This window comes from Streptomyces sp. Root1310 (assembly GCF_001426425.1).
GTDB lineage: Bacteria > Actinomycetota > Actinomycetes > Streptomycetales > Streptomycetaceae > Streptomyces.
Window position 1 is genome coordinate 361294 of the sequence record NZ_LMEQ01000033.1, and the last position, 24578, is coordinate 385871.

The 24578-nt window shown below is 70.7% G+C and carries 19 protein-coding genes, 2 tRNA genes and 1 pseudogene; 17 read left to right on the forward strand and 5 right to left on the reverse strand.

Annotation, left to right across the window (positions count from 1 at the left end):
* Window positions 1–15: 15 nt before the first annotated feature.
* Together ASD48_RS37810 and ASD48_RS37815 are read right to left on the reverse strand one after the other, a co-directional pair.
* The gene (locus ASD48_RS37810; RefSeq protein ID WP_079074223.1) at window positions 16–4593 is read right to left on the reverse strand and encodes a PAS domain-containing protein; all 4578 of its coding nucleotides are present in this window, start codon (window positions 4591–4593) and stop codon (window positions 16–18) included.
* A gap of 336 nt (window positions 4594–4929) precedes the next feature.
* Window positions 4930–5499 (reverse strand): SSI family serine proteinase inhibitor, encoded by a 570-nt coding sequence (locus ASD48_RS37815; protein WP_057606394.1) that lies wholly within the window; start codon window positions 5497–5499, stop codon window positions 4930–4932.
* A gap of 156 nt (window positions 5500–5655) precedes the next feature.
* On the opposite strand from ASD48_RS37815, the gene ASD48_RS37820 reads away from it, so the two are divergent.
* From ASD48_RS37820 to ASD48_RS37830, 3 genes are all read left to right on the forward strand, one after another.
* Window positions 5656–5746 (forward strand) — tRNA-Ser (locus ASD48_RS37820).
* 193 nt (window positions 5747–5939) lie between these two features.
* A tRNA-Arg gene (locus ASD48_RS37825) sits at window positions 5940–6012 on the forward strand.
* Between the two features lie 338 nt (window positions 6013–6350).
* Window positions 6351–7223, forward strand: a complete 873-nt coding sequence (locus ASD48_RS37830) for a helix-turn-helix transcriptional regulator (protein ID WP_057606395.1) — start codon at window positions 6351–6353, stop codon at window positions 7221–7223.
* Between the two features lie 66 nt (window positions 7224–7289).
* On the opposite strand, the gene ASD48_RS37835 is transcribed toward ASD48_RS37830, so the two are convergent.
* On the reverse strand, window positions 7290–8531 hold the full coding sequence (locus tag ASD48_RS37835) for a PP2C family protein-serine/threonine phosphatase (protein WP_057606396.1): 1242 nt from the start codon (window positions 8529–8531) through the stop codon (window positions 7290–7292).
* An 893-nt stretch (window positions 8532–9424) separates the two neighbouring features.
* Between ASD48_RS37835 and ASD48_RS37840 the strand changes: the two genes are divergently transcribed.
* The 6 genes and pseudogenes from ASD48_RS37840 (at window position 9425) to ASD48_RS37860 (ending at window position 14516) form a co-directional block, all read left to right on the forward strand.
* Window positions 9425–10060, forward strand: a complete 636-nt coding sequence (locus ASD48_RS37840; RefSeq protein WP_057606397.1) for a DUF5994 family protein — start codon at window positions 9425–9427, stop codon at window positions 10058–10060.
* Between the two features lie 5 nt (window positions 10061–10065).
* Window positions 10066–10230, forward strand: a complete 165-nt coding sequence (locus ASD48_RS44595; protein ID WP_157880770.1) for a hypothetical protein — start codon at window positions 10066–10068, stop codon at window positions 10228–10230.
* A gap of 18 nt (window positions 10231–10248) precedes the next feature.
* Window positions 10249–10725 (forward strand): DUF5994 family protein, encoded by a 477-nt coding sequence (locus tag ASD48_RS37845; protein ID WP_242432847.1) that lies wholly within the window; start codon window positions 10249–10251, stop codon window positions 10723–10725.
* A gap of 431 nt (window positions 10726–11156) precedes the next feature.
* A pseudogene (locus ASD48_RS46085) lies at window positions 11157–12464 on the forward strand (ice-binding family protein).
* Window positions 12465–12796: 332 nt separating this feature from the next.
* Window positions 12797–13330 (forward strand): DUF5819 family protein, encoded by a 534-nt coding sequence (locus ASD48_RS37855; RefSeq protein ID WP_348983245.1) that lies wholly within the window; start codon window positions 12797–12799, stop codon window positions 13328–13330.
* Entirely contained in the window at window positions 13320–14516 is a 1197-nt protein-coding gene (locus ASD48_RS37860) for an HTTM domain-containing protein (RefSeq protein WP_057606399.1), read from the forward strand. The genes ASD48_RS37855 and ASD48_RS37860 overlap by 11 nt, the downstream gene beginning before the upstream one ends.
* 175 nt (window positions 14517–14691) lie before the next feature.
* On the opposite strand, the gene ASD48_RS37865 is transcribed toward ASD48_RS37860, so the two are convergent.
* Window positions 14692–15102: a carboxypeptidase regulatory-like domain-containing protein gene (locus ASD48_RS37865; protein ID WP_242432848.1), complete on the reverse strand. Its 411-nt coding sequence runs from the start codon at window positions 15100–15102 to the stop codon at window positions 14692–14694.
* Window positions 15103–15285: 183 nt separating this feature from the next.
* On the opposite strand from ASD48_RS37865, the gene ASD48_RS37870 reads away from it, so the two are divergent.
* On the forward strand, window positions 15286–15657 hold the full coding sequence (locus ASD48_RS37870; RefSeq protein ID WP_057606401.1) for a VOC family protein: 372 nt from the start codon (window positions 15286–15288) through the stop codon (window positions 15655–15657).
* Window positions 15658–15703: 46 nt separating this feature from the next.
* On the opposite strand, the gene ASD48_RS37875 is transcribed toward ASD48_RS37870, so the two are convergent.
* A complete protein-coding gene (locus ASD48_RS37875) occupies window positions 15704–16201 on the reverse strand; it encodes a MarR family transcriptional regulator (protein ID WP_057606402.1) in 498 nt (165 codons plus the stop codon).
* A 127-nt stretch (window positions 16202–16328) separates the two neighbouring features.
* Between ASD48_RS37875 and ASD48_RS45850 the strand changes: the two genes are divergently transcribed.
* From ASD48_RS45850 to ASD48_RS37910, 7 genes are all read left to right on the forward strand, one after another.
* Window positions 16329–16754, forward strand: coding sequence for an HGxxPAAW family protein (locus tag ASD48_RS45850; protein WP_057606403.1), 426 nt, complete (start codon window positions 16329–16331; stop codon window positions 16752–16754).
* Window positions 16675–17550: a DUF2797 domain-containing protein gene (locus ASD48_RS37885; protein ID WP_057606404.1), complete on the forward strand. Its 876-nt coding sequence runs from the start codon at window positions 16675–16677 to the stop codon at window positions 17548–17550. Before ASD48_RS45850 ends, ASD48_RS37885 begins: the two co-directional genes overlap by 80 nt.
* A 216-nt stretch (window positions 17551–17766) precedes the next feature.
* Complete coding sequence (locus ASD48_RS37890; protein ID WP_199876156.1) at window positions 17767–18141, forward strand: antibiotic biosynthesis monooxygenase; 375 nt, start codon at window positions 17767–17769, stop codon at window positions 18139–18141.
* Window positions 18142–18297: 156 nt separating this feature from the next.
* Window positions 18298–19038, forward strand: a complete 741-nt coding sequence (locus ASD48_RS37895) for a response regulator transcription factor (RefSeq protein ID WP_020131327.1) — start codon at window positions 18298–18300, stop codon at window positions 19036–19038.
* The gene (locus ASD48_RS37900) at window positions 19035–20657 is read left to right on the forward strand and encodes a HAMP domain-containing sensor histidine kinase (RefSeq protein ID WP_057606405.1); all 1623 of its coding nucleotides are present in this window, start codon (window positions 19035–19037) and stop codon (window positions 20655–20657) included. Before ASD48_RS37895 ends, ASD48_RS37900 begins: the two co-directional genes overlap by 4 nt.
* 14 nt (window positions 20658–20671) lie before the next feature.
* The gene (locus tag ASD48_RS37905; RefSeq protein ID WP_057606406.1) at window positions 20672–22243 is read left to right on the forward strand and encodes a bifunctional glycosyltransferase family 2/GtrA family protein; all 1572 of its coding nucleotides are present in this window, start codon (window positions 20672–20674) and stop codon (window positions 22241–22243) included.
* Complete coding sequence (locus tag ASD48_RS37910; RefSeq protein ID WP_057606407.1) at window positions 22240–24486, forward strand: glycosyltransferase family 39 protein; 2247 nt, start codon at window positions 22240–22242, stop codon at window positions 24484–24486. Before ASD48_RS37905 ends, ASD48_RS37910 begins: the two co-directional genes overlap by 4 nt.
* Window positions 24487–24578: the final 92 nt, after the last annotated feature.

Here is a 24578-nt window from a genome sequence, read left to right on the forward strand (position 1 = left end):
GTGCCGGATCGGCTCCTAGTTGGTGCCGATCCGGGCCAGCAGATCCACGATCCGGCTCTGCACCTCCGCGCTCGTCGACCGCTCGGCGAGGAAGAGGACCGTCTCGCCCGACGCCAGCCGCGGCAGGTCGGCCGGGTCGACGGCGGCCGTGTACACGACCAGCGGGGTGCGGTTGAGCTGGCCGTTCGCCCGCAGCCAGTCCAGGATCCCGGACTGGCGCCGGTGCACCTGCATCAGGTCCATCACGACCAGGTTCGGTCGCAGCTGCCCGGCGAGCGTGACGGCGTCCGCGTCGCTCGCCGCCCGCGCCACCTGCATCCCGCGACGCTCCAGCGTCGAGGTCAGGGCGAGGGCGATCTCGGCGTGCTCCTCGATGAGCAGCACCCGCGGCGGATGCTGCTCGCTGTCGCGCGGCGCGAGCGCCTTCAGCAGGACGGCGGGATCGGCGCCGTACGCCGCCTCGCGCGTCGCCTGTCCGAGCCCGGCCGTGACCAGCACCGGAACCTCGGCGGCCACCGCTGCCGTGCGCAGCGACTGCAGCGCGGTACGGGTGATCGGCCCGGTCAGCGGGTCCACGAACAGCGCGGCCGGGAAGGCGGCGATCTGCGCGTCGACCTCCTCGCGCGAGTGCACGATCACCGGCCGGTAGCCGCGGTCGCTGAGCGCCTGCTGCGTACTGACGTCCGGCGCCGGCCACACCAGCAGCCGACGCGGGTTGTCCAGAGGCTCCGGCGGCAGCTCGTCGTCCAGTGGCTGCGGGCGGGGCGGATCCGCCACCTCGACGGCCCCACCGGGCCCGTCCAGCGGCTCGGGCCCCTCGGCGGCGTTCTCGTCCGGGGCCCCTATGGCGTACGACCGCCCGGCGCCCTCGGTTCCCGGCCCACCCGGCGCCAGCCGCGACTGACCCGCGAGGGAGGGATGCGGTACGGGGGGCGGCACGGGCGCGGCCGCCGGCGTGGTTGCCGTGCCGGGCGCCGGTGCCGGAGCCACGACGGCCTGCGCCTGCGCCTGTGCCTGTGCCTGGGACTGCGCCGCGACGGGCTGCTCGGCCGACGGGTGCGGACGCGCCGTCTGCTCCGGGCGCGTGGTCGGGTCGGGCGGAGTCCCCAGCTTGCGGCGCCGCCCGGAACCACCGGGGGCGTGCGGGGCGGGGGTGGCCGTGGACTGCGCCGACGGCAGTCCCGGCTGAGAGTGACGCATCGCCTGAGCCTGCTGTGCGTGCTGAGCCTGCTGTGCTTGCTGCAGCTGTTGCGCTTGCTGCAACTGCTGTGACTGCTGCACCTGCGCGGCCTGCCGGGTGAACGGCACGCCCTGCCCCAGGGTCCGCACGCTGATGGCGCGGCCCTGCGTCGAGTTGGGGTCCATGGGCTGGCCCGCGGCGGCCTCTGCGGGCAACGGCTGCGCCGCCCGCGGCTGTCCGACGGCGGCCTCGGGCGGAAGCGGGGTACCACCGCTGGGCGTTGTCGTCACCGCTGCGGGCTGCGCCGCCGCGGGGGCGGGGACCGGGCCGGGGGCCGCTTCGGCCGGGAGCGGCTGACCCTGGCCGGCCGCGTTCGGCACGGGTGGGGGAGCCGCCTGGGCGGGGAGCGGCTGACCTGCGGCCGGCTGCCCGGGCAACGGCTGCCCGGGGACGGGCGCGGCTGCCGGAACAGGCTGCCCGGGGGCGGGCTGGGCACCGGCAGGCTGCGCGACGGCGACGGGCCGTCCCACTTGCTGCGGCTGAGCTGAGGGCTGCGGCTGGGGCTGCTGGGGCTGAACCTGTGCCGGGGCGGCGACCTCCGCGGCCTGGGCGACGGCCCGTCGACGGCGGCCCGTGGGCGCGCTCGTCGGGTGCGGCTGAGGCGGGGTGTGGTCGTCGGCCTGGTCGTGCGGGACGGCGTCGTGCCGCCCGTGGTCGAACGCGGAATCCTCGGCGGAGCCCTGAACGGGCGCCTGAGCCTGTGAGGGAACCGGTCCCTGCGCGGGAACCGGCCCCAGTGCGGGAAGCGGTCCCTGTGCGGGAACCGGCCCCTGTGCGGGAACCTGCACCGCTCCCGGGGCCGGAACCGAACCCGGAATCGGCCCCACGGCTCGGGCGGCCTGGGGAGACTGCGCGGCCTGGGGAGCCTGGGCGGCCTGGGCGTTCGCACTCGTGCCGACGGCACCGTCCGGCGTCCGGTCGGCCTGCGCGGGCGGCAGGGCGAACACCGCGCGGGGCCCCGCCTCCTGCGCGGCGGCGCGCTCGTTGGCGGCGGCCAGGGCACGCCGTCGCCTGCCCGTCGGCTGTCCGTCCTCCGTCTGCGCCTGTGCCATGGCTCCCGGACCCGTGCCCGGAGCGTCGGCCGGCGCGCCCGCCGACGCCGGCAGCGCGGGCGGCAACGCGTTCTGCGGCTGCCGGCCGTCGGGCGCCCGGTGCGGGGGCCGCTGGCCGCCCGGCACGGGTACGCCCTGCGGCGGAACGGTGCCGCCGAGTCCCGTACCCGAGGCCGCGGTTCCCGCCGCGTGCTCGGCTGCCGTGACGACGGCGCCCTCGCTCACCCCGCCGTCGAGTGCCGCGGGCATCCCCGCGTCGGCCCCCACGACGGCGACCTCGGCCGACCGCCCACGCCGCCGCCCGGTGCCGCCGGAGCCGTCCGGGCCCTCGGCCTCGTCCACGGCGGGCGGCAGCTCGCCCGGCGTCTCCTCCGGGGCCGCGGCCCCGGCCCGCCTGCGCCGTCGTCCGGTCGGAACCGCCGCCTCCGCGTCGGCGCCGCCCTCCGCCGCCGGGACGTCGCCCTCCAGGAAGGCGTCCACGGAGGACCGCCGTGCCCGTCGGCGCCCACCGGCGGCGTACTCGCCCGGAACGTCCTCCTCCGAGGCCATGGCGTTCGCGGGGGCCGCCGAGGCGGCGCCGCCTCCGGCCGCCAGAGCGGGCAGGGCCATGGCCGCCGGAGCCGCCATGGCCCCCGCACCACCGCCCAACGGCACCTCCAGCACGTACGCGCTGCCGCTCATGCCCGGTACCTCGTGCGTCTGCAGCACGCCCCCGTGCGCCCGCACGATCCCGCGCACGATCGGTTCGTGCACGGGGTCGCCGCCGGCGTACGGCCCGCGCACCTCGATGCGGACGACCTCGCCGCGCTGGGCGGCCGCCACCACCACCGTGTTGTCCATGTAACCGCCCGCCGAGACGGGCGCGTTGCCGGTGGCGTCGACGCCGGCGACGTCGGCCACGAGGTGCGCGAGCGCGGTCGCGAGGAGCCGCGCGTCGACCTCGGCCTCGATGGGCGGCGCGTGCACGGCGAACTGCACCCGTCCCGGCCCGATGAGATCCACCGCGCCGTCGACACCGGCGGCGACGACGGCGTCGAGCATCACCTTCGACCGGGCGATGACCTCCGACCCGGTGTCGAGACGCTGGTAGCCGAGCACGTTGTCGATGAGCGTGGTGATCCGCGAGTAGCCGGCCGACAGGTGGTGGAGCACCTGGTTGGCCTCGGGCCAGAGCTGACCGGCGTCGTCCGCGGCGAGCGCCGCCAGCTCGCGGCGCAGTTCGTCCAGGGGACCGCGCAGGGACTCTCCCAGCAGGGTGAGCAGCTGCTCGTGTCGCCCGGCGAGCGCCTCGTACCGGTCCTTCTCGCGCTCGCCGAGCGAGGCGTAGCGCTCCTCGCCGGCCGCGAGCTCCTCCTCGTGCCGCTCGCGCAGCTCCTCGAGCTCGGTGACGTGCTGCTGGCGCAGCGCGGTGAGGTCGGAGGCGTGCTCCTCGGAGAGCTTCTCCAACTCCTCGGCGTGCCGCTTCTCGACGCCGTCCTTCTCCTCGGCGAGGGCGTCGAAGGGCCGCCGGTCGGTGAAGGTCATGACGGCGCCGACGAGCTGATCACCGTCGCGCACGGGCGCGGTCGTCAGATCGACCGCCACCCTGTCCCCGCTCTTGGACCACAGGACCTGGCCGCGCACCCGGTGCTTGCGCCCGGACCGCAGGGTGTCGGCGAGCGGCGACTCGTCGTACGGGAACGGCGAGCCGTCGGCGCGGGAGTGCAGCACGAGGGTGTGCAGCTCCTTGGCGCCGAGATCGCTGGCCCGGTATCCCAGTATCTGGGCGGCGGCCGGATTGACGAGGACGATCCGGCCGTCGGTGTCGGTCCCCACGACGCCCTCGGACGCGGCCCTGAGGATCATCTCGGTCTGCCGCTGCGAACGCGCCAGCTCGGCCTCGGTGTCGACGGTCCCGGACAGGTCGCGCACGACGAGCATCAGCAGTTCGTCGGAGGCGGAGGAGTAGCCGTAGCCGTCGTAGGCCTGCTGACCGTTCTCGAGGTTGGCGCTGGTGACCTCGACCGGGAACTCGCTGCCGTCGGTGCGGCGCGCGACCATCCGGGTCGGCTTGGTCCGCCCGCGCGGGTCCATGTGATCGGGCCGCCGCATGGACCCGGGGATGAGCTTGGAGTCGAACTGCGGCAACAGATCGAGCAGCCCCCGCCCCACCAGCGCGGTACCCGGCGTCTCGAACGCCTCCAGCGCGATGGTGTTCGCGTTGACGACGGTTCCGTTGGCGTTGACCAGCAACAACGCATCGGGGAGCGCGTCGAGTATGGCTGCGAGGCGAGCAGCGCCTCGGGATGGCCTGCTGCTCACGAGTCGCTTCCTCCCTGTTACCGCACCTTGCCGACCGTTCGGGCCATCTTGCCAACCGGCCCGCACCGTGTCACGCGAGGGAGTCTAAGGGCTGGGGTCCCGTCGGCGGCGCCGGATGAGAGGGAGCTCGCACGACGAAGTGACACAGAACGTGTGTCCTCACCTGTCGTGGCCCGTCCCCGCACGGGGTGGACCGCCGCCGCGCCCGCCCCGTATCCCGCTCGGGCTGCGCGGGACCTTCGCGCGACCTTTACGGAACCGGTGCTTCCGCCACGGCTCGCCTGTACGCGCACGACCGCGGCGGCGGTACGGGGCTCGTCGGACACCGGGCGCGCGTCAGCGGGCGGCCGGGCGCAGGTCGGGCAGCAGCGGCACGAGCCGGTCCCACCGCTCGATCCGGCAGCCGTTGCTGCGGTCGTACGTCGCGTCGACCGGCCGCCCGGCCCAGCGGCCCGTGACATGGGCGGTGGCCGGCCCGCCGTACCGCATGGTGCAGACGCCGCCGTCCGGAGCGGGCGCGAAGGCATCCCTGCCCCACCGGGTGTTGCGGTCCACGGCCCGACAGGCGCTTCCCACGTCCGGGTGACTGCCGCCTCCCGGGTGGCAGTACAGCTCGAACGTCCCGTCCGCCCGCCCGCCGGCGTGCCGGACGGTGACCGTGAGGTGATCACCGGAGACCCGGTCCTCCTCCCGGACGGGCGGAGGCGCGAGCGACGCGAGCGAGGTGACGTCGGCGACGACCGGCGTCACGGCCCCGGCCGTCCCGGAGGCGTACGCGGTGACCGGCCCGCCGGCGGAAGAGGCGACCACGGCGGCACAGGCGGCGGAAGCGGCGACGACGAGCCGTCGCAGTGACCGGAGCGACCGGAGTGATCGGAGTGGTCGGAGTGAGGTGACCTGCAACATGACAGGACTAACGCGAGGCCCCGGACGACGTTGCGCCCGGCAACCGCTTTGCCCTGCGACCCACCTGCCTAGTACCGTGGACGCCGATTGGTGACACGCCCTTCGACTGTGTCATCATCTGCACGCACCACTCGCCCACCCGCGAGCGGTTGTGCTGGAGGCGTCGCCTAGTCCGGTCTATGGCGCCGCACTGCTAATGCGGTTTGGGACTTCAATCCCATCGAGGGTTCAAATCCCTCCGCCTCCGCGCGATCACCGAAGCCCCGGTCCAGAGGACCGGGGCTTCGTCGTTCCGCAGAGCCCCCGGACAGGCGTTTCCGCAGCTCACAAGCGGTATGGCAAACGGATTTCACATGTCGGCGGCAGTCATGTAATGTTCTTCCTGTCGCCGCGAGCGGGCCGCAAGGGCCGAGAGCGAAGACAGAAAAACCGAATAACAAGCACTCGTAGCTTAACGGATAGAGCATCTGACTACGGATCAGAAGGTTGCAGGTTCGAATCCTGCCGAGTGCACAGCTGCCCAGAGGCCCCAAGGATCACTCCTTGGGGCCTCTGGTTTTTGCCTTGACGGCAGTGTTTGACGGCAACCGGCTGCGGGGCGGATCAGACCCCTCGGTTCGGTCGTCCTGACATGCCGCTCCGGCTCTCGCAGCCCGGCTCTCAGGTTCCTTCCCGCCGACAGGGGGACGCCGGTTGCTTGCCCGCGGGAGGTCTTTCACCACGGCAATTGCCAACGTAAGAGTCCGTTTCGGCCGCTGACGATCACAGCGGCATTGCGCATCATCGGCAGCCCTCGTGCCATGACAACCTGCCTGCCGACACACCCATTTGGAGCCGGAGGTACACCGCGCGTGGCGGCGAAGACCAATCCCACTGTCAGGAGACGCCGTCTCGGCGCCGAGCTGCGTCGGCTCCGCGTGCTCAGTGGGTTGAAGAGCACAGAAGTGGCTGAGCGGCTCATGGTCTCTCAGCCCAAGATCAGTCATCTGGAGAACGGCAACCGCGCCATCAGCCCCCGTGATGTGCGCGACCTGTGCGTGATCTACGAAGTGACGGACCAGCAAGTCATCGACTCCCTGATGGAGATGGCCAGGGAATCCGGTCAGCGGGGCTGGTGGCACTCCTACGGCGAGCTCTCCGGCAGCGTCTACATCGGCCTGGAGACGGACGCCGCTTCCCTGCACACCCACGCGCCCATGATGGTGCCCGATCTGCTGCAGACCCCTGCCTACGCCCAGGCTGTCATCGGGGAAACCATCCCTCGGCTCACTGCCGAACAGGCCGCCACGCAGCTCAAGGTCCGGCTGCGCCGACAGCACCGGATCTACGACCTGGCCTGCCCGCTGCGCCTGTGGGTCATCATCGACGAGTCGGCTCTGCGCCGCGTCGTCGGCAGCCCGGACATCATGCGTGAACAACTGGAGCACCTGAAGGCACTCAGCGCGGAGCCGCACATCACGGTGCAGGTCCTTCCCTACACGGTCGGCGCTCATCCGGGTCTGTCAGGACAGTTCTCCATCCTGCGGTTCGCCGACAGTCCCGAGGCGGGGGTGGTGTACCTGGAACGGTTCGCCAGCGACCTCTTCCTGGAGAAGCCGTCCGACGTGCGGCACTACAACGTCATGTACGACCACCTCCAGGCGCAGGCCCTCACCCCGGACAGCAGCCGCGACTTCATCACCGACATCGCCAAGACGTACGTCGACGCGATGCTCCCGTCCTGAGTGACCGCGTACGAACCACAGGTCAGCGGGAAGGCTTTGGTGAGGAGCCGGTGCATCGCCGCGGGCTCAATCGAGGGTGGCGAGGTGATCGGCATCGCCGCCTCGCCACTCGATGAGGAAGATGGTCGCGTCGTCGGTGGTGGTGCCGCCGCGTTCCTGTTTCAGGGCGTGGGAGAGCGCTCGTACCACCGCCCGTACCTGGGGGCGGTCGCGGAGGATCCGATTGGTCCACTCGATCAGCTGCTCCTCACCGAACTGTTCTCCACCGGCCTGGTGCTCCTCGAACAGGCCGTCGGTGAAGCACAGCAACCGGTCCCCGGGGTGCAGCATCCGCTCGCTGACCACCGGCTCCTCACCGCCGAAGCCGACCGGCAACGTGGTCGGGCTCTCCAGCCGGTCCACGACTGCGCGGTCACGGATCAGGAAAGGAGCCGGGTGGCCGGCGTTGACCCACAGCAGCCGGCCCGTGGTGATGTCCAGGGTCATCATCTGAGCGGTGACGAAGTGGTCGTGGCCGAACTGTTCATTGATGGCCCTGTCCATGAACGCATACACCTGGGACAGATCCGTATGGGCCCGTCGCGTGTGGCGATAGGCGCCGATGGCCACCGTCGCCATGGTCGCCGCGTCCAGCCCGTGGCCCATCGCGTCGATCATGGCCGCGTGCAGGATGTCGCCGTTGAGGGCATAGTCGAAGCTGTCGCCGGCCACGTCGTAGGCGGGCTCCAGGATCCCGGCCACCTCGACCTGCGGCACGGTCATCGACAGCGGGGGCAGTAACGACCACTGGACCTCCGCGGCCACACTCATCGGGGCACTGCGGCGGGCCTGGAAGAACTGGTCGGTGTAGGCGTCCTTGGTGACGATCATGTCAGCGACCAGACCGGCGAGTCTGCGCAGCAGGCGCCGGTCGTCGTCATCGACCCTGTCCAGGGTCACGGCCATCACCCCGATCTGGTCGCTGCCGTCCAGCAACGGCAGGTACATCCGCACACTGCCGTCCTGCGGCACCTCCACCGTTCTGCGGCTCAGGAAAGCCTCGCCTGCGGGGGAGTCCTCGACCGACTCGGGGCCGCCCAGCTTCAGCCGCCGGCCCGGCAGCGGCACCAGCAGCACCTGCTCGTAGTCCTGGAGAAGGATGGAGACGTCCCTTCCCCCGACCCTGGCCACCTCTTCCGCGACGAGTGGGGCGATCAACTGCGGCGGCATCTCGTGGGCGCGGTCCAGCAGTACTCCCAACAGCCGTTCGCCGAACCCCTCCGACCGGTCCACCCCGATCCGGTCCGGCTTGCGCCCAGCATCCGTCATGGCTGTCCGCTTCCCTTCGTCCCGGGCACGGGGAACTGATCGGGTGGCAGCGTCCACGTCCGCGCGGTGTTCGCCAGGCGGCCCGATGTCCCGGCCTCGTCGAACCGCAGCCGGTGCGGTCGGTGCCGAACGGACGGCGCCGGCGCTTCCAGCACCCCGACCACGTGTCCGGACGTGGCGTCCCGACGCGACGCACACCCCGCTCCTCCCCGGATCCACCCGGCAGGCACGGCGAGCAGCGTGGCACGAGGCAGTCGACCGGCACAGGCTCGCATCGCCGATCGGTCCGACGAGCCGATTACGCCATGGGCGGCACGGCGCCCCGGACATCGGTCACCACCAGAGGCCTGGGCGGCGGGAGCGGGAGCATGCCGACCGATGAGCGGGCCGGGTTCGTGACACCGGACACCGGTCTTCCTCGAACGGGCCGTCGGCGGCCACGGCGGCCATCACGCCTTTCTCCCGGCGGCCGTGTTCCTCGTGCTTCAACGACCCCGGCGTATACACACCGGGGCCGCCCTTCCGGGCCGGTCGCACGTGAGAGTGTGCCGACCCGTTTTCATGGTAGCCCTAGTGCATTTTTCGGGCATATGGCATCTTGCGGTTCTCGCGGGCCAGGGGTTCGTCGGTCTGCTCCCGGTATTGCGACCCTGGTGCCCGGTATCGAGACGGCGTCCTTGCACGGTGGCCCGGACGGTGCGTCGTCCGGGAGAACGGCTGGTCACACTTCCCCCACCGGGGCCTTCGAGCCGACGGCACGGCCCGTGCGGCTCGGCCGGGGAGTACGCTCGAAGTACCGAGGATATTTCGCGCACCGGCTTCCAAGCTCGTGTCGTTTTCGGCGATCCAATAGGCCGGGCCGACCGTGGTCGGCCCGGGGCAGGGTTCGCGTCATGACTGCGACCATTTCCCTCTCGCCGATACTCGAAGACCGGCTCTCGTCGTCCTCCGCCCTTTCTTCCTCTCTCCGCCTGTCGCTGGCTCCTGTCGGCTCCGCCCCGGCGTTGCTGGACGGCGCCTGGTGGCCCCGTTCCCGTGATCTGGCTGCGGAACTGCCGATCCTGGCTGCGGTACTGGATCCGTTGTGGGGGCGGATCACCCGGGTCACGGTGAATCCCACCCACTGGCCCGTCGTCCCGCGCAAGGTGCCCGTCGCGGGGCATGTGGTGAAGGTGGGCTGGTTCCTGGCCGAGCAGGATCCGCACGAACTGCTCCTGCTCTCCTACCGCACGGGCCGCTGGAACCTGCTGGTGGTGCCGCCTCGGACGGATCCGGTCTCGGCGGCCTGGCTGATGTCCGCCGCGAGCGCCCCCCTGGGCACGTCGACCGCGAGCCGGTTGATGCGGGAGGCGGCGCGCCTGCGGGCGGTGTCCGAGACCGACCGGGCCGTGGAAGCGGTCTGGGACTCCGAGGGCGGGCACGGAGTCCGCGAGACGGCCGCGCGGCCACGGATCCCGGGAGTCATGGCCGAGGGCGTACCCGAGCCGTTGCACCTGTCGCGGCCCGGTCCTCTGCCGATGGGGATGTGAGGACCATGGAGACCTTCGTGGCCGTGGCCGTGGTCCTGGCGATGATCGCTCTGGGTGTCCTCCTCATCCACCTGGCCAACCGGCAACACGCGATCGCACCGCCGCCCTCCACCGAAGCCGCCCCTGGGGCGACCTGGCGGAGACGCGGCACCGGGAAGGGAGTGAGGTGAGTCCCCATGATCCCCGTCATGCTCTTGGCGGACACCGGCAGGGATCCGATACTCCCCGGTACCGCGGTCCTGCGGATGGAGACGACGCCCCAGCGCACGGGGACGTTCGACGGCGCGTGGTGGCCGAGGTCACGTGACCTCGAGAGTCAACTGTCCGGACTGCTGACCGTGTTGACCGCCAGGCTGGGCCCTCTGGCCCGCGTCGGCCTCGATGCGGGCGCCTGGGACGAGAGGCCGGTTCATCTGGTCGTCGACGGTCGTACCGTCCGCATCGACTGGTCGGCCGTCGGCGACGACACCATGATCGTCACTCGGGGCGAACAGGACCACTTCATGTTCCTGGTGATCCCTCCGCAGACGGCTCCCTCGCTCGCTCGCGCCGCGATGGCCATGGCCGTACGGGACGACAACGACGCCTCTGCCGAACGGATTCTCGCCGCCACCGGCGTCACCCCCGCCGACCGGACGAACGTACTGCCCGGCGCTCCCGGCTGACAGCCCGGCGGGTCCCTCGACGCGGGCTCCGGTGCCGGAGGTCGCGTCCAAGAACTAAGGGCTCCTCACGCGGAGCGTCGAACAGCTCACGGCGTCCGGGTACGTCCTTGCGATCCTCGAGTCGATGTTGCCGATGGCTCGTCGTATTCGAGGGTGGCGCGTAGTCGGAAATGCGAATCAGAGTATTTCCGCAGTACTGTCCGCTGTCTGAGTGAGGTGGAAATTCCCCTGTTTCGTTGCTGCCGGGGCAAGGATATTTCTGCGTAATATGCGGCAGCAATGAAAAGGCTTCCGGGTGATCGGTAGGGCCCGGTACGCCACGGCCCCCACAGAAAATGGCTTTGATGAAGCTGAAGATCCCCCAAGCAGCTGACCGCCGCACTCTGTCCGGCTTGCTGGCATCCGCCCTCGCGGCGACGGTTTCCGCTGCGATGGTCTTCCTGACGCCGACGGCCGCGTCGGCGATCGCATTGCCCGTACCTCTGGGCACAACCGCCACTTACTCCGTTCTGGCGGGTGCGGGAGTCACCAACACCGGCAACTCGGTGCTCGCCCACGACCTCGGGACGCACCCGACTCCGTCGATCACCGGATTCCCGCCCGGTCAGGTGGGCGGTGCCATCCACGCTGCGGACGCTGCGGCCCTCTAGGCGAAGGCCGACCTGCTCGTGGCGTACAACAACGCTGCCGGCCAGGCCGTGGACTTCGCGCTTCCGGCCGGAATCGGCGGAGGCCCGGCGCTGCTTCCCGGCGTCTACCACGCCACAGCCGGTGTCGGCATCACCGGCGACCTGGTCCTGGACGGTCAGGGCAGCTCCGACGCGGTCTGGGTGTTCCAGATTCCCGAGTCCCTGACGACGGCAACCTCCAGCCGGATCCTCCTCACCAACGGCGCTTCGGCCTGCAACGTGTTCTGGCAGATCGGCGAAGACGCGTCGCTCGGCGTCACGACCAGCTTCGTGGGCACCCTCATGGCCGAGAACTCGATCACCGCGAACCAGGGAACGAACGTCGAGGGCCGTTTGCTGGCCCAGGTAGGTTCTGTGACCCTCAACAACAACAGGATCTTCCTCGGTAGCTGCGCGACCTCCACCACGGGTGGAACGACCACCGGTACCACCACCGGTACAACCACCGGTACAACCACCGGCACCACCACCGGTACAACCACCGGTACAACCACCGGCACCACCACCGGTACAACCACCGGCACCACCGGCGGCACGACCACCAGTGGGGGGCTCCTCGGTGGCGGCCTCGTCAGCGGTGGCCTCTTGGGCGGGCCCATCGTCGGGACCGGCGGCACCTCGGGCAACACCGCCGGTAACTCGTCCGGAAACACCGCGGGCAACACCGCCGGGAACACCACCGGCGGGAACACCGCGGGCAACAGCGCCGGAAACACCACCGGCGGAAACGGCCACGGCGGGAACGGTCATGCGCCGGGCGGACCGGGCCATGGTGACCACGGAAAGCCGGACCACGGCGGACTCGACCTCGGGCAGTACATGCACCCCGGAAAGCCCGACCACGGCCACGGGGACCACGGCAAGGGCGACCACGGCCACGGGGACCACGGCAAGGGCGACCACGGCAACGGGGACCACGGCAAGGGCGACCACGGCAACGGGGACCACGGCAAGGGCGACCACGGCAAGCAGTCGGACGAGAACTTCGGCTACGACGACGTGCCCAAGAGCCACCAGGGCGACGACCACTCCCAGGGTTACGAGGGCTAGGCACCGCACCGCGGTCGGTCCGCTCACCGGATGACGGCGCGCGGCGGAATTCTCATCGATTCCGCCGCGCGCCGTCGGGGGCGGGCCGACGCGGAATGCAGGTGCGGTCAGCTGAAACGAGAAAGACAGGGTACGTGGTGTCGAGCGGAATTGACTCAGCGGATGTGAACGAAGTCCCGCACCTTGAATCAGGCCCGGTCGTGCAGGAATGTGCTGACGCGACGGCCGCTCCGCCCAAGCTGCCGAGACCCAAGCTGCCGAGAGGTGCCCGTGCGCTGAAATGCGGACTGTGTGCCACTGTGGTCCTGTGCCTGACGGCGAGTGTCGTCCATGTGATTCTGGTGTTCCTCCATGTGGCACCGCCCAACACCATCTCCAAGAAATACAGCCCGCTGATCAATTCATGGGTTTATCCCTTCTTCGAACAGAATTGGCGGCTTTTCGCTCCGGACCCTGAATCCGTAAACCGGCAGATTCTGGCGAGAACCGCGCACACCGGTTCCGACGGATCGTTTCAGGTGAGTCCCTGGTTCGACCTGAGCGCCGTGGACCGTTCCGCAGTCCTGCATGATCCGTTCCCGAGCCACACAGCACAGAACCTGTTGCGCCGTGCCTGGGCCGGCTACGTCGACTCGCACGGAGGAGACGACAGGGCGCGCACCGAACGTGCCCTGATGATGCAGAAGTACCTCGGCAACATCGCCGCGGACCGCGCCGCCGCCCGCGAGAACGGCCCCTTCGACTTCATCCAGCTCCGCGTTGTCACACTGCCCATCCCCGTGGCCGGCCCCGCCGTCGGCAACCGCCCGCCGACTGCCGAGAACCGGCTCCTGCCCTGGTGGAAGGTGACCCGCCATGGAAAATGAGGCGCAGAGGTCCGTGTCCGCCGGCGTCGACCGATGGCTCGCCGGCCGGATCACCGTCGCGTGGGACCTCCTGACCGGCCGTCCGGTGTCCCTGTACGCGGCATCGGTGCTGCGCATCGGCTACGGACTGCTCTACCTGATCTTTCTGCTGCGCGAGTTCCCGCACCGTGACGAGATCTGGGGCCCGGGTTCTGCGTGGACGCCGGCCCTGGCACACCAGCTCTTCGAGCAGACGGGCTGGTTCAGCGTTCTGGTCCTGTCCGACAGCCGTGCCTACTTCGAGCTCTGCTATGTGCTGGCGCTGGTCACGACCGCACTGTTCATGCTGGGCTGGCGAACCCGTGTCCTGTCGGTCCTCTTCGCCGTCGTGGTGACCTCGTTCCACGGTCGGGCGATCTTCATGACGGACGGGGGCGACAACCTGGTCCTGCTGATGTCCCTCTACCTCGTCCTCACCGCGTGCGGCCGGCGCTGGTCCCTGGACGCCCGCAGAAACAGGCTGAAGGCGGCCCGCGCGGGCAGCGCGTCCGAACCGGTCGGGAGTCCCTTCGCCCGGCAACTCCGCCATGCCCGCACCACGTTGATCACGGTGGTGCACAACTGCGGCATGTTCGTCATGGCGGCGCAGGTCTGCTTCCTGTACGGATCAGCCGGCCTGTACAAGGTCCAGGGAGCCTTCTGGGGCGGCGGCACCGCGCTCCACTACGTCCTGAACCTCGAACTGTTCCAGCCCTGGCCCGCCCTCTCGCACTTCGTGGACGAGCACACGCTCGTGGTCGCCGTCGCCGGCTACCTGACCGTGCTGTTGCAGGTGGCCTTCCCGTTCGTGCTCTTCGGCAGGCTCAAGTACCCCGTCCTCGCGATGCTGCTGGGCATGCACATCAGCATCGCCGTGCTGATGGGGCTGCCTCTCTTCTCCGGCGCGATGATCGTCGCGGACGCCGTGTTCCTTCCCGACCGCTGCTACACCCTCCTGCCCCATCTCTGCCGACGAGCGGTGCAGTGGACGGGCAATGGACGGCCGGCGCCCGGAGCGGCGGCATGCCCCGGAGCCGTACCTGCGCAAGGCGGGCCCGGCGGCGCACCCGGCTCGAAGCATCGAGTCGTGCTCCCGGCACGACGGAAGGACACCACGCACGTCACCGAGCCCGCGCCGTCCAAGTCTTCCCCGACAACGGCTGACTGACCCTGCCACGACGACGGGGCACGCGGCGGAGCGAGCCGCCTGATTCAGCAGACAATGACGGCCGGGGCCGGGGCCGGGGGCCGGGCTGGGCGCCGCCAGCCGGGCGGTGGCGTCTTCAGCCCGGATTTGACGGCAGTTCTGACGGCACCACGCCCTGGGCGGGGCCGTCGGGCGGCTAGGTGGGTGGTTCGCTGAAGTGGTCGAGGAGTTTTTGCTGAAGGCTCTGGAGTACCAGGTCCGGCTGTTTGAGCATCGCGAGGCGCCGCACCGCGGTGGCGGCGTACTCCTCGCCCTCGCCCACCGCCGCCGCGATCACGTACCCGTTCAGCGCGTCCATGCTCGACGCCGCGCCGAAGTCCTGCCCGGTGGGCAGCAGACAGCGGTCCAGCGAAGTCCCGTCGCTGGTGATCGTGTTCGCGATGACCGAAGGCTGCCAGTCCTCGGCGTTGGTGAGCGAATGATGGGTGTCGAACCGGACGGTGACCCGCTCGTCGGCGCCGATCGCCACCACGTACCGGCCCTCTTCGTCGGTGAACACGTGATCGATCTCGGTCAGGTCGGACCGATAGACACTCACCTTGATCATGAAAATGGGAGCGTTGTCAGAAAGCGCTCGCACCAGTCCGAACACCTGGGTCTCCTCCCGGTCGGACCACCTCTGGAAGCGACGCCACCCCGTGTCCAGTCTGGGTGGCTCCCGTCGCCGCCGCCAGTCGTACGAGACTTCGTCCCGGGCCCGGCTCGAAGGAGTTGCGGGACACTGTCCGGCATGCCGGTCTCGTTGCATCACCTAGTCATCGACGCTCATGATCTGCCCGGCCTGGCCCGGTTCTGGGCCGAGGCGCTGGGGTGGCGGATCCTGTCCGAGCGGGAGCGGGAGGTGGTGATCGGGGCGGACGAGACGGCCCCGGTGGGGATCTGCTTCATGCCGGTGTCGGATCGCAAGGCCGTCAAGAACCGGCTGCATCTCGATCTGACGGCTCCGGCGGAGGAGCGCGAGGCCGAGATCGAGCGGCTCCTGGCGCTCGGCGCTCGCCGGGCGGACGTCGGGCAGAGCGGCGACGAGTCGTGGACCGTGCTGGCCGATCCCGAGGGGAACGAGTTCTGCGTGGTCCGCCCGAAGACCACCCTCGTCCGGTAGGCGTCGTCCGGTCCCGCGGTACGGCGGCGGAGTACGGGGTGGCCGTTCAGCCGTCGTGCAGGCGGAGTTCCTCGCGGTAGGTGTTGGCCAGGCCGGTGGCGCGGGCGAACCAGTCCGTCAGGACGGCGGTCTCCTCGGGGGAGTACTCCGCGAAGAGGGCGTTGAGGCGGGCGTAGTACGGCTCGTAGAGGGCGTGGACGCGGGCGACGGCGGAGGGGATCGCGGCGACGCGGACCCGGCGACGGTCCTCGGGGTCGGGGCGGCGGGTGACATAGCCGGCGCGTTCCAGGCGGTTGAGGATGCCGGTCACGGCTCCCGTCGTGACGTGGACGCGGGTCGCGAGGTCACCGGCGGTGAGGAGGTCCTCGCCGGCCTGGATGACGTAGCCGAAGCAGGTCAGGTCGGTGACGTTCAGGCCCAGGCGCTGGGCCATCTCCTGCTGGCCGACCATGCTGGCCGCGATGAGGTCGTCCATCGCCGCGAGCGCCTGCGCGGGGGTGGCGGCGGGGCGGGCGTGGTGCGGCGGTGTCGGCTCGGCTGGCATCCGGGGGCTGCTCTCTTTTCCTTGCTCATCGGGCTGCGGGGTTCTGCTGGGTCCTTGTTATCCGCTTTCGGTTTCTCTTACCCTCTAAGAGGTTCATTACCGCAACTTCTTAGAAGGTGAGGCAATCGTGGCGGGTCATCTGTACGACGAGGGGCATACGGTCGCCGGCTGGACCGGCGTCGGGATCGTGACGGTCGGGACCGCCGTGGTGGGGGTGGGGGTGTGTGCCGTGTCCGGGGTTCTCCTGGCCGGCGGACTCGTGGTCGTGGGGCTGGGCGCGTTGGTCACCTGGGGGCTGCATCTCGCCGGGTGGGGCAAGCCGCCGGGCGTGCGGCCGCGGGCCGAGTGGGGGATGCGGGTCCGGGATCCGTGGGCCCGGGAGGGGCACCCGGGGTGCGTCGGATGCCGGCTCGCGGGGCGAGCGTCCAAGGTCCGGGTCGTGGTGTCAGTGCCTGGGCCTACCGTGGTGGGTGATGGCACAGGCATGGAAGTGCGCGGGGCTGCGGTGGTCGGCGGAGGGGCCGGAGCTGACGTGGGACGGGGGGCGTCGTAGCCCGTTGTCCTGGGGGAAGCGGGTCTCCTTCGCGGTGGTGGAGGGGGGCGTACGGGAGTGTGCGGGTGCTCGTGGGCACGCCTGCCCCCGGCGGGTGGTCGTGCCGGGGAGGAGCGCGGGCGGTCGGTGCGAGGAGTGTGCGCGGCTGGACCGGGCGCACTCCGTCGCCGCGGACCGGGTCGCCGACGACCCGCGGCCGTACCGCGTGTACCTCGCGTGGTTCGGGCCCGGTCTGGTCAAGGTCGGGATCACGGCGGTCGAGCGGGGCTCGGTGCGGTTGCTGGAGCAGGGCGCCGTCTGCTTCAGCCCGCTCGGCAGCGGGCCGCTGATGGCCGCCCGGCGTACCGAGGAGCTCCTGCGGGCCGCTCTGCGGGTGCCGGACCGGATTCCGTACGCCGTGAAGCGTGCGGTGCGGTCCGCGCTGCCGGAAACGGAAGGGGAACGGGCCGAGGAGATCCGCGAGGTGTACGCGCGGGCCGTGGAACTGGGCGGCTGGCCCGAGTCGTTGGAGCGCGCGCCCTTCCGCCCGGTCGATCACGTGCGGGCGTTCGGGCTGGCCGGAGCGCCGGCCGCGCTCGGGGAGGTGGGCGAGCTCGTCCCCGGCGGAGCGGTGAGCGGGGAACTCGTGTCGGCTGCCGGACCCGATCTGCACCTCGCGACCCCGGACGGGGTGGTCGTGCTCGACACGCGGTTGATGCGGGGGTGGCAGCTGGTGCCGGTGGCGGGCGGTGAACCCGCCTTCCCTGTACGCCACTTCGAGGCCGGGGCGGACCATCGTCAGGACGGCCTGTTCTGAGAAGCCGCGCGGACCTGCGTCGAGTCGGCTCGGGCGAGGAGCGGCGCGGACCTGCGTCGAGTCGGCTCGGGCGGGGGGCGGCCGGGCGTCGAGTCGGCTCGGGCGGGGAGTTGGCGCGGGTGAGGAGTCGGCTCGGGTAAAGAGTTGGATCCCGCCGGGATCCCTTTCGGTAAGAAGGGTGGACCGGAGTGGGGCGCCCGGCTGATCGTGGGTGACATGAGCGAACAGCGCATGACACCTGTTTCCGCATTTCAACCCCCCTACTACGCCGTGGTCTTCACCTCCGTGCGCACCGAGGAGGACGCCGGTTACGGGGAGACCGCCGAGCGGCTGGGCGAGCTGGTCCAGGACGTCCCGGGGTTCCTGGGGGAGGACTCGGCCCGCACCCCGGGCGGACTCGCGATCACCGTCGCGTACTTCCGCGATCTCGACGGGATCGAGCAGTGGCGGGCGCACGCCGAGCACCGGGCGGCCAAGGAGCACGGACGGGCGCACTGGTACGAGCGGTACAGCCTGCACATCGCCAAGGTGGAACACAGCCACGGGTTCGAGCGGACGCCCCCGGCGATGCTCACGGAGCGCGCGTCCTGAGGGTGGCACGGCATGCCGTACCGGGCATACCGCCCTGCGAAGTCGATGTGGAGCAAAGGGTTCCCAGGTGTTGCCTGAGAGGTGCCTGTGCGTTTCTCAGGCAAATCACAGATTAGTGAAAGAGTGCTCTCAGGGGGCCCCGCCAAGGTGTTCACCATGACCACGACCTCGCCCCAGGGGCGCACCGAACTGCTGAGGCCGGACGGGAGCCCCGTCCGAGTGCTTGTGGTGGACGACGAGCTGTCGATCACCGAACTGCTGTCCATGGCTCTGCGCTATGAGGGATGGCAGATCCGGAGTGCGGGAGACGGTACCGGTGCCATCCAGACCGCGCGGGAGTTCCGCCCCGACGCCGTCGTCCTGGACATGATGCTGCCCGACATGGACGGGCTGACCGTCCTGGGACGGCTGCGTCGTGAGCTGCCCGAGGTGCCGGTGCTGTTCCTGACGGCCAAGGACGCCGTCGAGGACCGGATCGCCGGCCTCACCGCGGGCGGCGACGACTATGTCACCAAGCCGTTCAGCCTCGAAGAGGTCGTGGCCCGGCTGCGTGGTCTCATCCGGCGCTCCGGCGCCGCCGACCGCCGCTCCGACTCGGTGCTCGTCGTCGGGGACCTCACCCTCGACGAGGACAGTCACGAGGTGTCGCGGGCCGGGGACAACATCCACCTGACCGCCACCGAGTTCGAGCTGCTGCGCTTCCTGATGCGCAACCCGCGGCGCGTGCTCAGCAAGGCCCAGATACTCGACCGCGTCTGGTCGTACGACTTCGGCGGTCAGGCGAACGTCGTCGAGCTGTACATCTCCTACCTGCGGCGGAAGATCGACGCGGGACGCGAACCGATGATCCACACCCGGCGCGGCGCCGGGTACCTCATCAAGCCCGCTGTGTCATGAGCGGGCGACGACGACCGCGTGCGCAGAAGAGACGAGCGGGACAGCCGCGCACCCTGCGGACGCGGCTCGTCGTCGTGTCCGTGACCTTGATCGCCGTGATCTGCGCGGTGATCGGCACCGTGACCACACTGGTGCTGCGGGATCACCTGTACGGCCAGCTCAACGGGCGACTGGGTGAGGTCGCGGCGCGTGTGGCGCCCCGCGGCTTCGGACCGCCCGACCAGCAGAAGAACGGCACGACCGCGCCCAGCCAGCAGCAGGGCAAGGCGCAGGAGACCGATCTCGAGAAGTTCGTCACCCAGGGCCCTCAGCCGGACAGCACCATCGCGGCCAAGGTCGTCAACGGCGTCGTCACCGACGCCGAGCGTGGAGTGAAGTCCAAGGACGACTTCCAGATGAGCCCCAAGTCGCTCACGGAAGCGCAGATCAAGGTGCTCAACTCCGTCTCCCAGGACGGAAAGACGCACACCGTGGAGATCCCCGGTCTGGGTGACTACCGCGTCAAGTACGCCAGCAACGACACCTCCGGCTACTACGTCGCCATCCCCACGACGGACGTCGACAACACCATCAACACCCTGATCCTCGTCGAGATCAGCCTCACCGTCGCCGGCCTCATCGCCGCCACCCTCGCGGGCACGGTCATGGTCAGTGTCGCCACCCGTCCTCTCCGCAAGGTCGCCGCCACCGCCACCCGGGTCTCCGAACTCCCCCTGCACACCGGCGAGGTCAACCTCAGCGAGCGGGTGCCCGAGGCCGAGACCGATCCGCACACCGAGGTCGGGCAGGTCGGTGCCGCGCTCAACCGGATGCTGAACCACGTCCACGGCGCCCTGCACGCCCGCCAGGAGAGCGAGATGCGGGTCCGCCAGTTCGTCGCGGACGCCAGTCACGAGCTCCGGACGCCGCTCGCCTCCATCAGGGGATACGCCGAGCTGACCCGGCGCGGCCGGGAAGAGGTCGGCCCCGACACCCGGCACGCCCTCGGGCGTATCGAGTCCGAGGCCGGCCGGATGACCTTCCTCGTCGAGGACCTGCTCCTGCTCGCCCGGCTCGACGCGGGGCGCCCCTTGCAGTTCGAGCAGACCGACCTGGTCCCGCTGGTCATCGACACGGTCAGCGATGCCCGCGCCGCCGGACGCGACCACGTCTGGCGCCTCGAACTTCCCGACGAGCCCGCGCTCGTCTCCGCCGACGCGGCACGCCTGCAACAGGTCCTCGTCAACCTCCTCGCCAACGCCCGGACGCACACGGCGCCCGGTACGACCGTCACGGCACGCGTGCAGCGACGGGGGCCGTGGCTGTGCGTGGACGTCCAGGACAACGGCCAGGGCATCCCGGCCGATCTGCTCCCGCACGTGTTCGAACGCTTCGCCCGAGGCGACTCGGCGCGCTCCCGCACCACCGGTTCGACCGGCCTCGGCCTCGCCATCGTGCAGGCCGTGGCGACCGCGCACGGCGGCGCCGTGACGGTGGACAGCGTGCCCGGACAGACCGTCTTTACCGTGCATTTGCCCGCTCTTGCCCCCGCCGTTCCCCAGCCGTCCCCCGAAACGAACTGGCAACTCGACTCACAGGTCGAGCACAGTGCCACCACATGGGTGCAACAGGGCGCCTGACGAAAGTCGATGTCATGCGAACCGACCCTTCTCCCGGCACCCTGCCGGCGCGGGAGCACCTCCCGGCCGACACCGCCGGTACGCCTGTCCTGGACGTAGTGATCCCCGTCTACAACGAGGAGAAGGACCTCCAGCCGTGTGTCCGGAGACTGCACGACCATCTGACGCGGACCTTCCCGTACTCCTTCCGTATCACGATCGCGGACAACGCTTCGACGGACACCACCCCCCTGGTGGCCCAGCGGCTGGAAGCGCACATCCCGGAGGTCAGGAACTTCCGGCTCGAGCAGAAGGGCCGCGGCCGGGCGCTGCGGACCGTCTGGTCGGCCTCGGACGCCCCGATCCTCGCCTACATGGACGTGGACCTGTCCACCGACCTGAACGCGCTGCTGCCGCTGGTGGCACCGCTGATCTCCGGCCACTCGGACCTGGCGATCGGCTCCCGGCTGGCGCGTAGCTCCCGCGTGGTGCGCGGGCCGAAGCGGGAGTTCATCAGCCGCGCCTACAACCTCATCCTGCGCGGCTCGCTCCAGGCCCGCTTCTCGGACGCGCAGTGCGGGTTCAAGGCGATCCGGCGTGATGTCGCACAGATTCTGCTCCCCCTGGTGGAAGACACCGGCTGGTTCTTCGACACTGAGATGCTGGTACTCGCCGAACGTGCCGGCCTCCGTATCCACGAGGTGCCGGTCGACTGGGTCGACGACCCGAACTCCACGGTGCACATCGTGAAGACGGCGACGGACGACCTGAAGGGGGTATGGCGCGTGGGCCGGGCGCTGGCCACCGGTTCGCTTTCCCTGGACCGGCTGACCAGGCCGTTCGGCGACGACCCCCGCGACCGCGACATCATGGACGTACCCAAGGGCCTGGCCCGCCAGCTCGTCGGCTTCTGTGTCGTGGGTGGCCTCTCCACCCTCTTCTACCTCCTGCTCTACACCGTGTTCCGCCAGTTCGGCGGATCCCAGGTGGCCAACGCGCTGGCGCTGCTGGTGTCGGCCGTCGCCAACACCGCCGCCAACCGGCGGCTCACCTTCGGGGTGCGCGGCCCCGGCGGGGCCGTCAAGCACCAGGCCCAGGGCCTGGTCGTCTTCGGCATCGGCCTCGCGCTGACCAGCGGCTCGCTCTTCGCCCTGAACACGGCGACGTCGAGCCCCGCCCACTCCACCGAACTGGCGGTGCTGATCGCCGCCAACCTCGCGGCGACCGTGCTGCGCTTCCTGCTCTTCCGCGTCTGGGTGTTCTCCGACCGGCGCGAGGGCGACGAGCCCACGAACGGCGTGACGGCCGCCCCGGGAGCCTCCGCTCCCGCGCCCCGCGCCTCCGCCCCCGGCGCCTCCTTCCCGCCCGCCTCCGCACCGACGTACCCGACCGGCGCTCCGCAGGGCGGTGCCTCGCAGGCCGGCATTCCGCAGGCCGGCGGCCCGTCCGTGCCGCCGCCGCAGCGGCACATCGTGCACCCGCACGACCACGACACCACCACTCAGTTCCGCGCCGGCGAAGCCGCGGACGGCACCTGGAGGGACGCGACCATGCAGATGCTGCCGGTACGCCGCCCCCATGACACCGACCCGGGGGACGCCCGATGAGCACCGACATCGACCGGACGACGACCTGGGATCCGCCGCCGACCGCGGCGCCGCTCGGCACGGACCCCGACGCCCGGGAGACGGCCGTCCCGGCTCCCCGGTCGGGTGAGCCGAAGCAGCCCTGGCATCGCAGACTGTGGCGCGGCCGCCCCGAGGACCCCCGCTGGGCCCGCCCGGCCTTCCTCGGCCTGCTGGCCGCCACCCTCCTGCTCTACCTGTACAACCTGAGCGCCTCCGGTTACGCCAACTCCTTCTACTCCGCGGCCGTCCAGGCCGGCAGCCAGAGCTGGAAGGCCCTGTTCTTCGGCTCGCTGGACGCGGGCAACGCGATCACCGTCGACAAGCCCCCGGCCTCGCTGTGGCCGATGGCGCTGTCGGTCAGGCTCTTCGGCCTGAACTCCTGGGCGATCCTCGTCCCCGAGGTGCTGATGGGCGTCGGCGCGGTCGCCGTCGTGTACGCCTCGGTGCGCCGCCGGTTCAGTGCCGCGGCCGGTCTGATCGCGGGCGCCGTGCTGGCGCTGACGCCGGTCGCCGCGCTGATGTTCCGGTTCAACAACCCGGACGCGATGCTGGCCCTGCTGATGGCCGTGGCCTGCTACATGGTGGCCCGCGCCCTGGAGGACGGCCGGACGAAGTGGCTGGTGTGGGCCGGGGTCGCGATCGGCTTCGCGTTCCTCGCCAAGACCCTCCAGGCCTTCCTGATCCTGCCGCCGCTGGCGATCGTGTACGCGGTGTGCGCCCCGGTGGGCCTGAAGAAGCGGTTCGGCCAGCTGGCCGTGGCCACCGGCGCGCTCATCGTGTCCGGCGGCTGGTGGGTGGCGATCGTCGAGCTGTGGCCGGCCTCCTCCCGCCCGTACATCGGCGGTTCGCAGAACAACTCCTTCCTGGAGCTGACCTTCGGCTACAACGGCCTCGGCCGCCTGAACGGCGAGGAGACCGGCAGCGTCGGCGGCGGCGGTGGTGGCGGAGGCACCGGCCAGTGGGGTGAGACCGGCTGGGACCGGATGTTCAACTCCGAGATCGGCGGCCAGATCTCCTGGCTGCTGCCGGCCGCGCTGATCCTGCTGGTCGGTGGTCTGGTGGCCACGCGGAAGCTGAAGCGGACGTCGGCGACCCGCGGTCTGTTCCTGGTGTGGGGCGGCTCGCTGCTGATCACCACGGTCGTCTTCAGCTACATGGCGGGCATCTTCCACCAGTACTACACGGTGGCCCTCGCTCCCTACCTGGCGGCCGTGATCGGCATGGGCGCGGGTCTGCTGTGGGAGAAGCGGTCCGAGCTGTGGGCCTCGATCACCCTCGCGGCCTCGGTCGTCGCGGCGGCGTCCTGGTCGTACGTCCTGCTCAACCGCACCTCCGACTACCTGCCCTGGCTGAAGTGGCTGGTGCTGATCGGCGGCCTGGCGGCCGCGCTCGGCCTGACCTTCGCGGGCCGGATCAACCGTCAGCTCGCCCTCGCGGCGGCCTCCGTGGGCCTGGTGGCCGCGCTGGCCGGACCGACGGCGTACACCATCAGCACGCTCCAGGAGGGTCACACCGGTTCCATCGTGACCGCCGGTCCGTCCGGCGCCGGCATGATGGGCGGCGGCGGCCCGGGCGGTGGCGGTGGCGGTGGCCGAGGCGGCTTCGGCGGCGGCCAGAACGGCAACGGCAACGGCAATACGCAGAACCAGGGGCAGGGCCAGGGGCAGGGCCAGAACCAGCAGGGTGGGGGCACCGGCGGCTTCCCCGGCGGGGGCATGCCCGGCCAGAACCAGCAGAACGGCAACGGCAGCACCCAGGGCCAAGGCCAGGGCCAGGGCCAGAACCAGCAGGGCGGCCCCGGCGGTCAGACCGGTGACGGCGGCGGCATGGGCGGCGGTGGCGGCGTCGGCGGTCTGCTCAACGGCGCCTCGGTCACCGACGAGGCCAAGAAGCTGCTGGAGGCCGACTCCGGCGAGTACACGTGGGCGGCGGCCGCGATCGGCGCCCAGAACGCCGCGAGTTACCAGCTCGCCACGGGTGACGCGGTGATGGCGATCGGCGGCTTCAACGGCACCGACCCGTCCCCGACGCTGGCGCAGTTCAAGCAGTACGTGACCGACGGCAGGATCCACTACTTCATCAGCAGTGGCTCCGGCGGCGGCATGAGCGGCAGCAGCGACGGCACGTCGTCGCAGATCACCTCCTGGGTCGAGGCCAACTTCAAGAAGGTGACGGTCGGTTCGGCCACCTTCTACGACCTGACGCAGAAGGCGAGCAGCTGACGTAGCGCGCGAACGGACAAGGGCGGTGACCACGGTCACCGCCCTTCTTCGTGTCCGCTCCTCCTCGCGTCCGTCCTGCCATGCCCCGAACA

Excerpts from the sequence above, each read along its gene's own strand:
- ASD48_RS37815 (WP_057606394.1), bottom strand. The coding sequence starts at position 5,499 with ATGTTGCAGGTCACCTCACTCCGACCACTCCGATCACTCCGGTCGCTC.
- ASD48_RS37835 (WP_057606396.1), bottom strand. The coding sequence starts at position 8,531 with ATGACGGATGCTGGGCGCAAGCCGGACCGGATCGGGGTGGACCGGTCG.
- ASD48_RS37840 (WP_057606397.1), top strand. The coding sequence starts at position 9,425 with ATGACTGCGACCATTTCCCTCTCGCCGATACTCGAAGACCGGCTCTCG.
- ASD48_RS44595 (WP_157880770.1), top strand. The coding sequence starts at position 10,066 with ATGGAGACCTTCGTGGCCGTGGCCGTGGTCCTGGCGATGATCGCTCTG.
- ASD48_RS37845 (WP_242432847.1), top strand. The coding sequence starts at position 10,249 with ATGCTCTTGGCGGACACCGGCAGGGATCCGATACTCCCCGGTACCGCG.
- ASD48_RS37860 (WP_057606399.1), top strand. The coding sequence starts at position 13,320 with ATGGAAAATGAGGCGCAGAGGTCCGTGTCCGCCGGCGTCGACCGATGG.
- ASD48_RS37865 (WP_242432848.1), bottom strand. The coding sequence starts at position 15,102 with ATGATCAAGGTGAGTGTCTATCGGTCCGACCTGACCGAGATCGATCAC.
- ASD48_RS37870 (WP_057606401.1), top strand. The coding sequence starts at position 15,286 with ATGCCGGTCTCGTTGCATCACCTAGTCATCGACGCTCATGATCTGCCC.
- ASD48_RS37875 (WP_057606402.1), bottom strand. The coding sequence starts at position 16,201 with ATGCCAGCCGAGCCGACACCGCCGCACCACGCCCGCCCCGCCGCCACC.
- ASD48_RS37885 (WP_057606404.1), top strand. The coding sequence starts at position 16,675 with ATGGCACAGGCATGGAAGTGCGCGGGGCTGCGGTGGTCGGCGGAGGGG.
- ASD48_RS37890 (WP_199876156.1), top strand. The coding sequence starts at position 17,767 with ATGAGCGAACAGCGCATGACACCTGTTTCCGCATTTCAACCCCCCTAC.
- ASD48_RS37895 (WP_020131327.1), top strand. The coding sequence starts at position 18,298 with ATGACCACGACCTCGCCCCAGGGGCGCACCGAACTGCTGAGGCCGGAC.
- ASD48_RS37900 (WP_057606405.1), top strand. The coding sequence starts at position 19,035 with ATGAGCGGGCGACGACGACCGCGTGCGCAGAAGAGACGAGCGGGACAG.
- ASD48_RS37905 (WP_057606406.1), top strand. The coding sequence starts at position 20,672 with ATGCGAACCGACCCTTCTCCCGGCACCCTGCCGGCGCGGGAGCACCTC.
- ASD48_RS37910 (WP_057606407.1), top strand. The coding sequence starts at position 22,240 with ATGAGCACCGACATCGACCGGACGACGACCTGGGATCCGCCGCCGACC.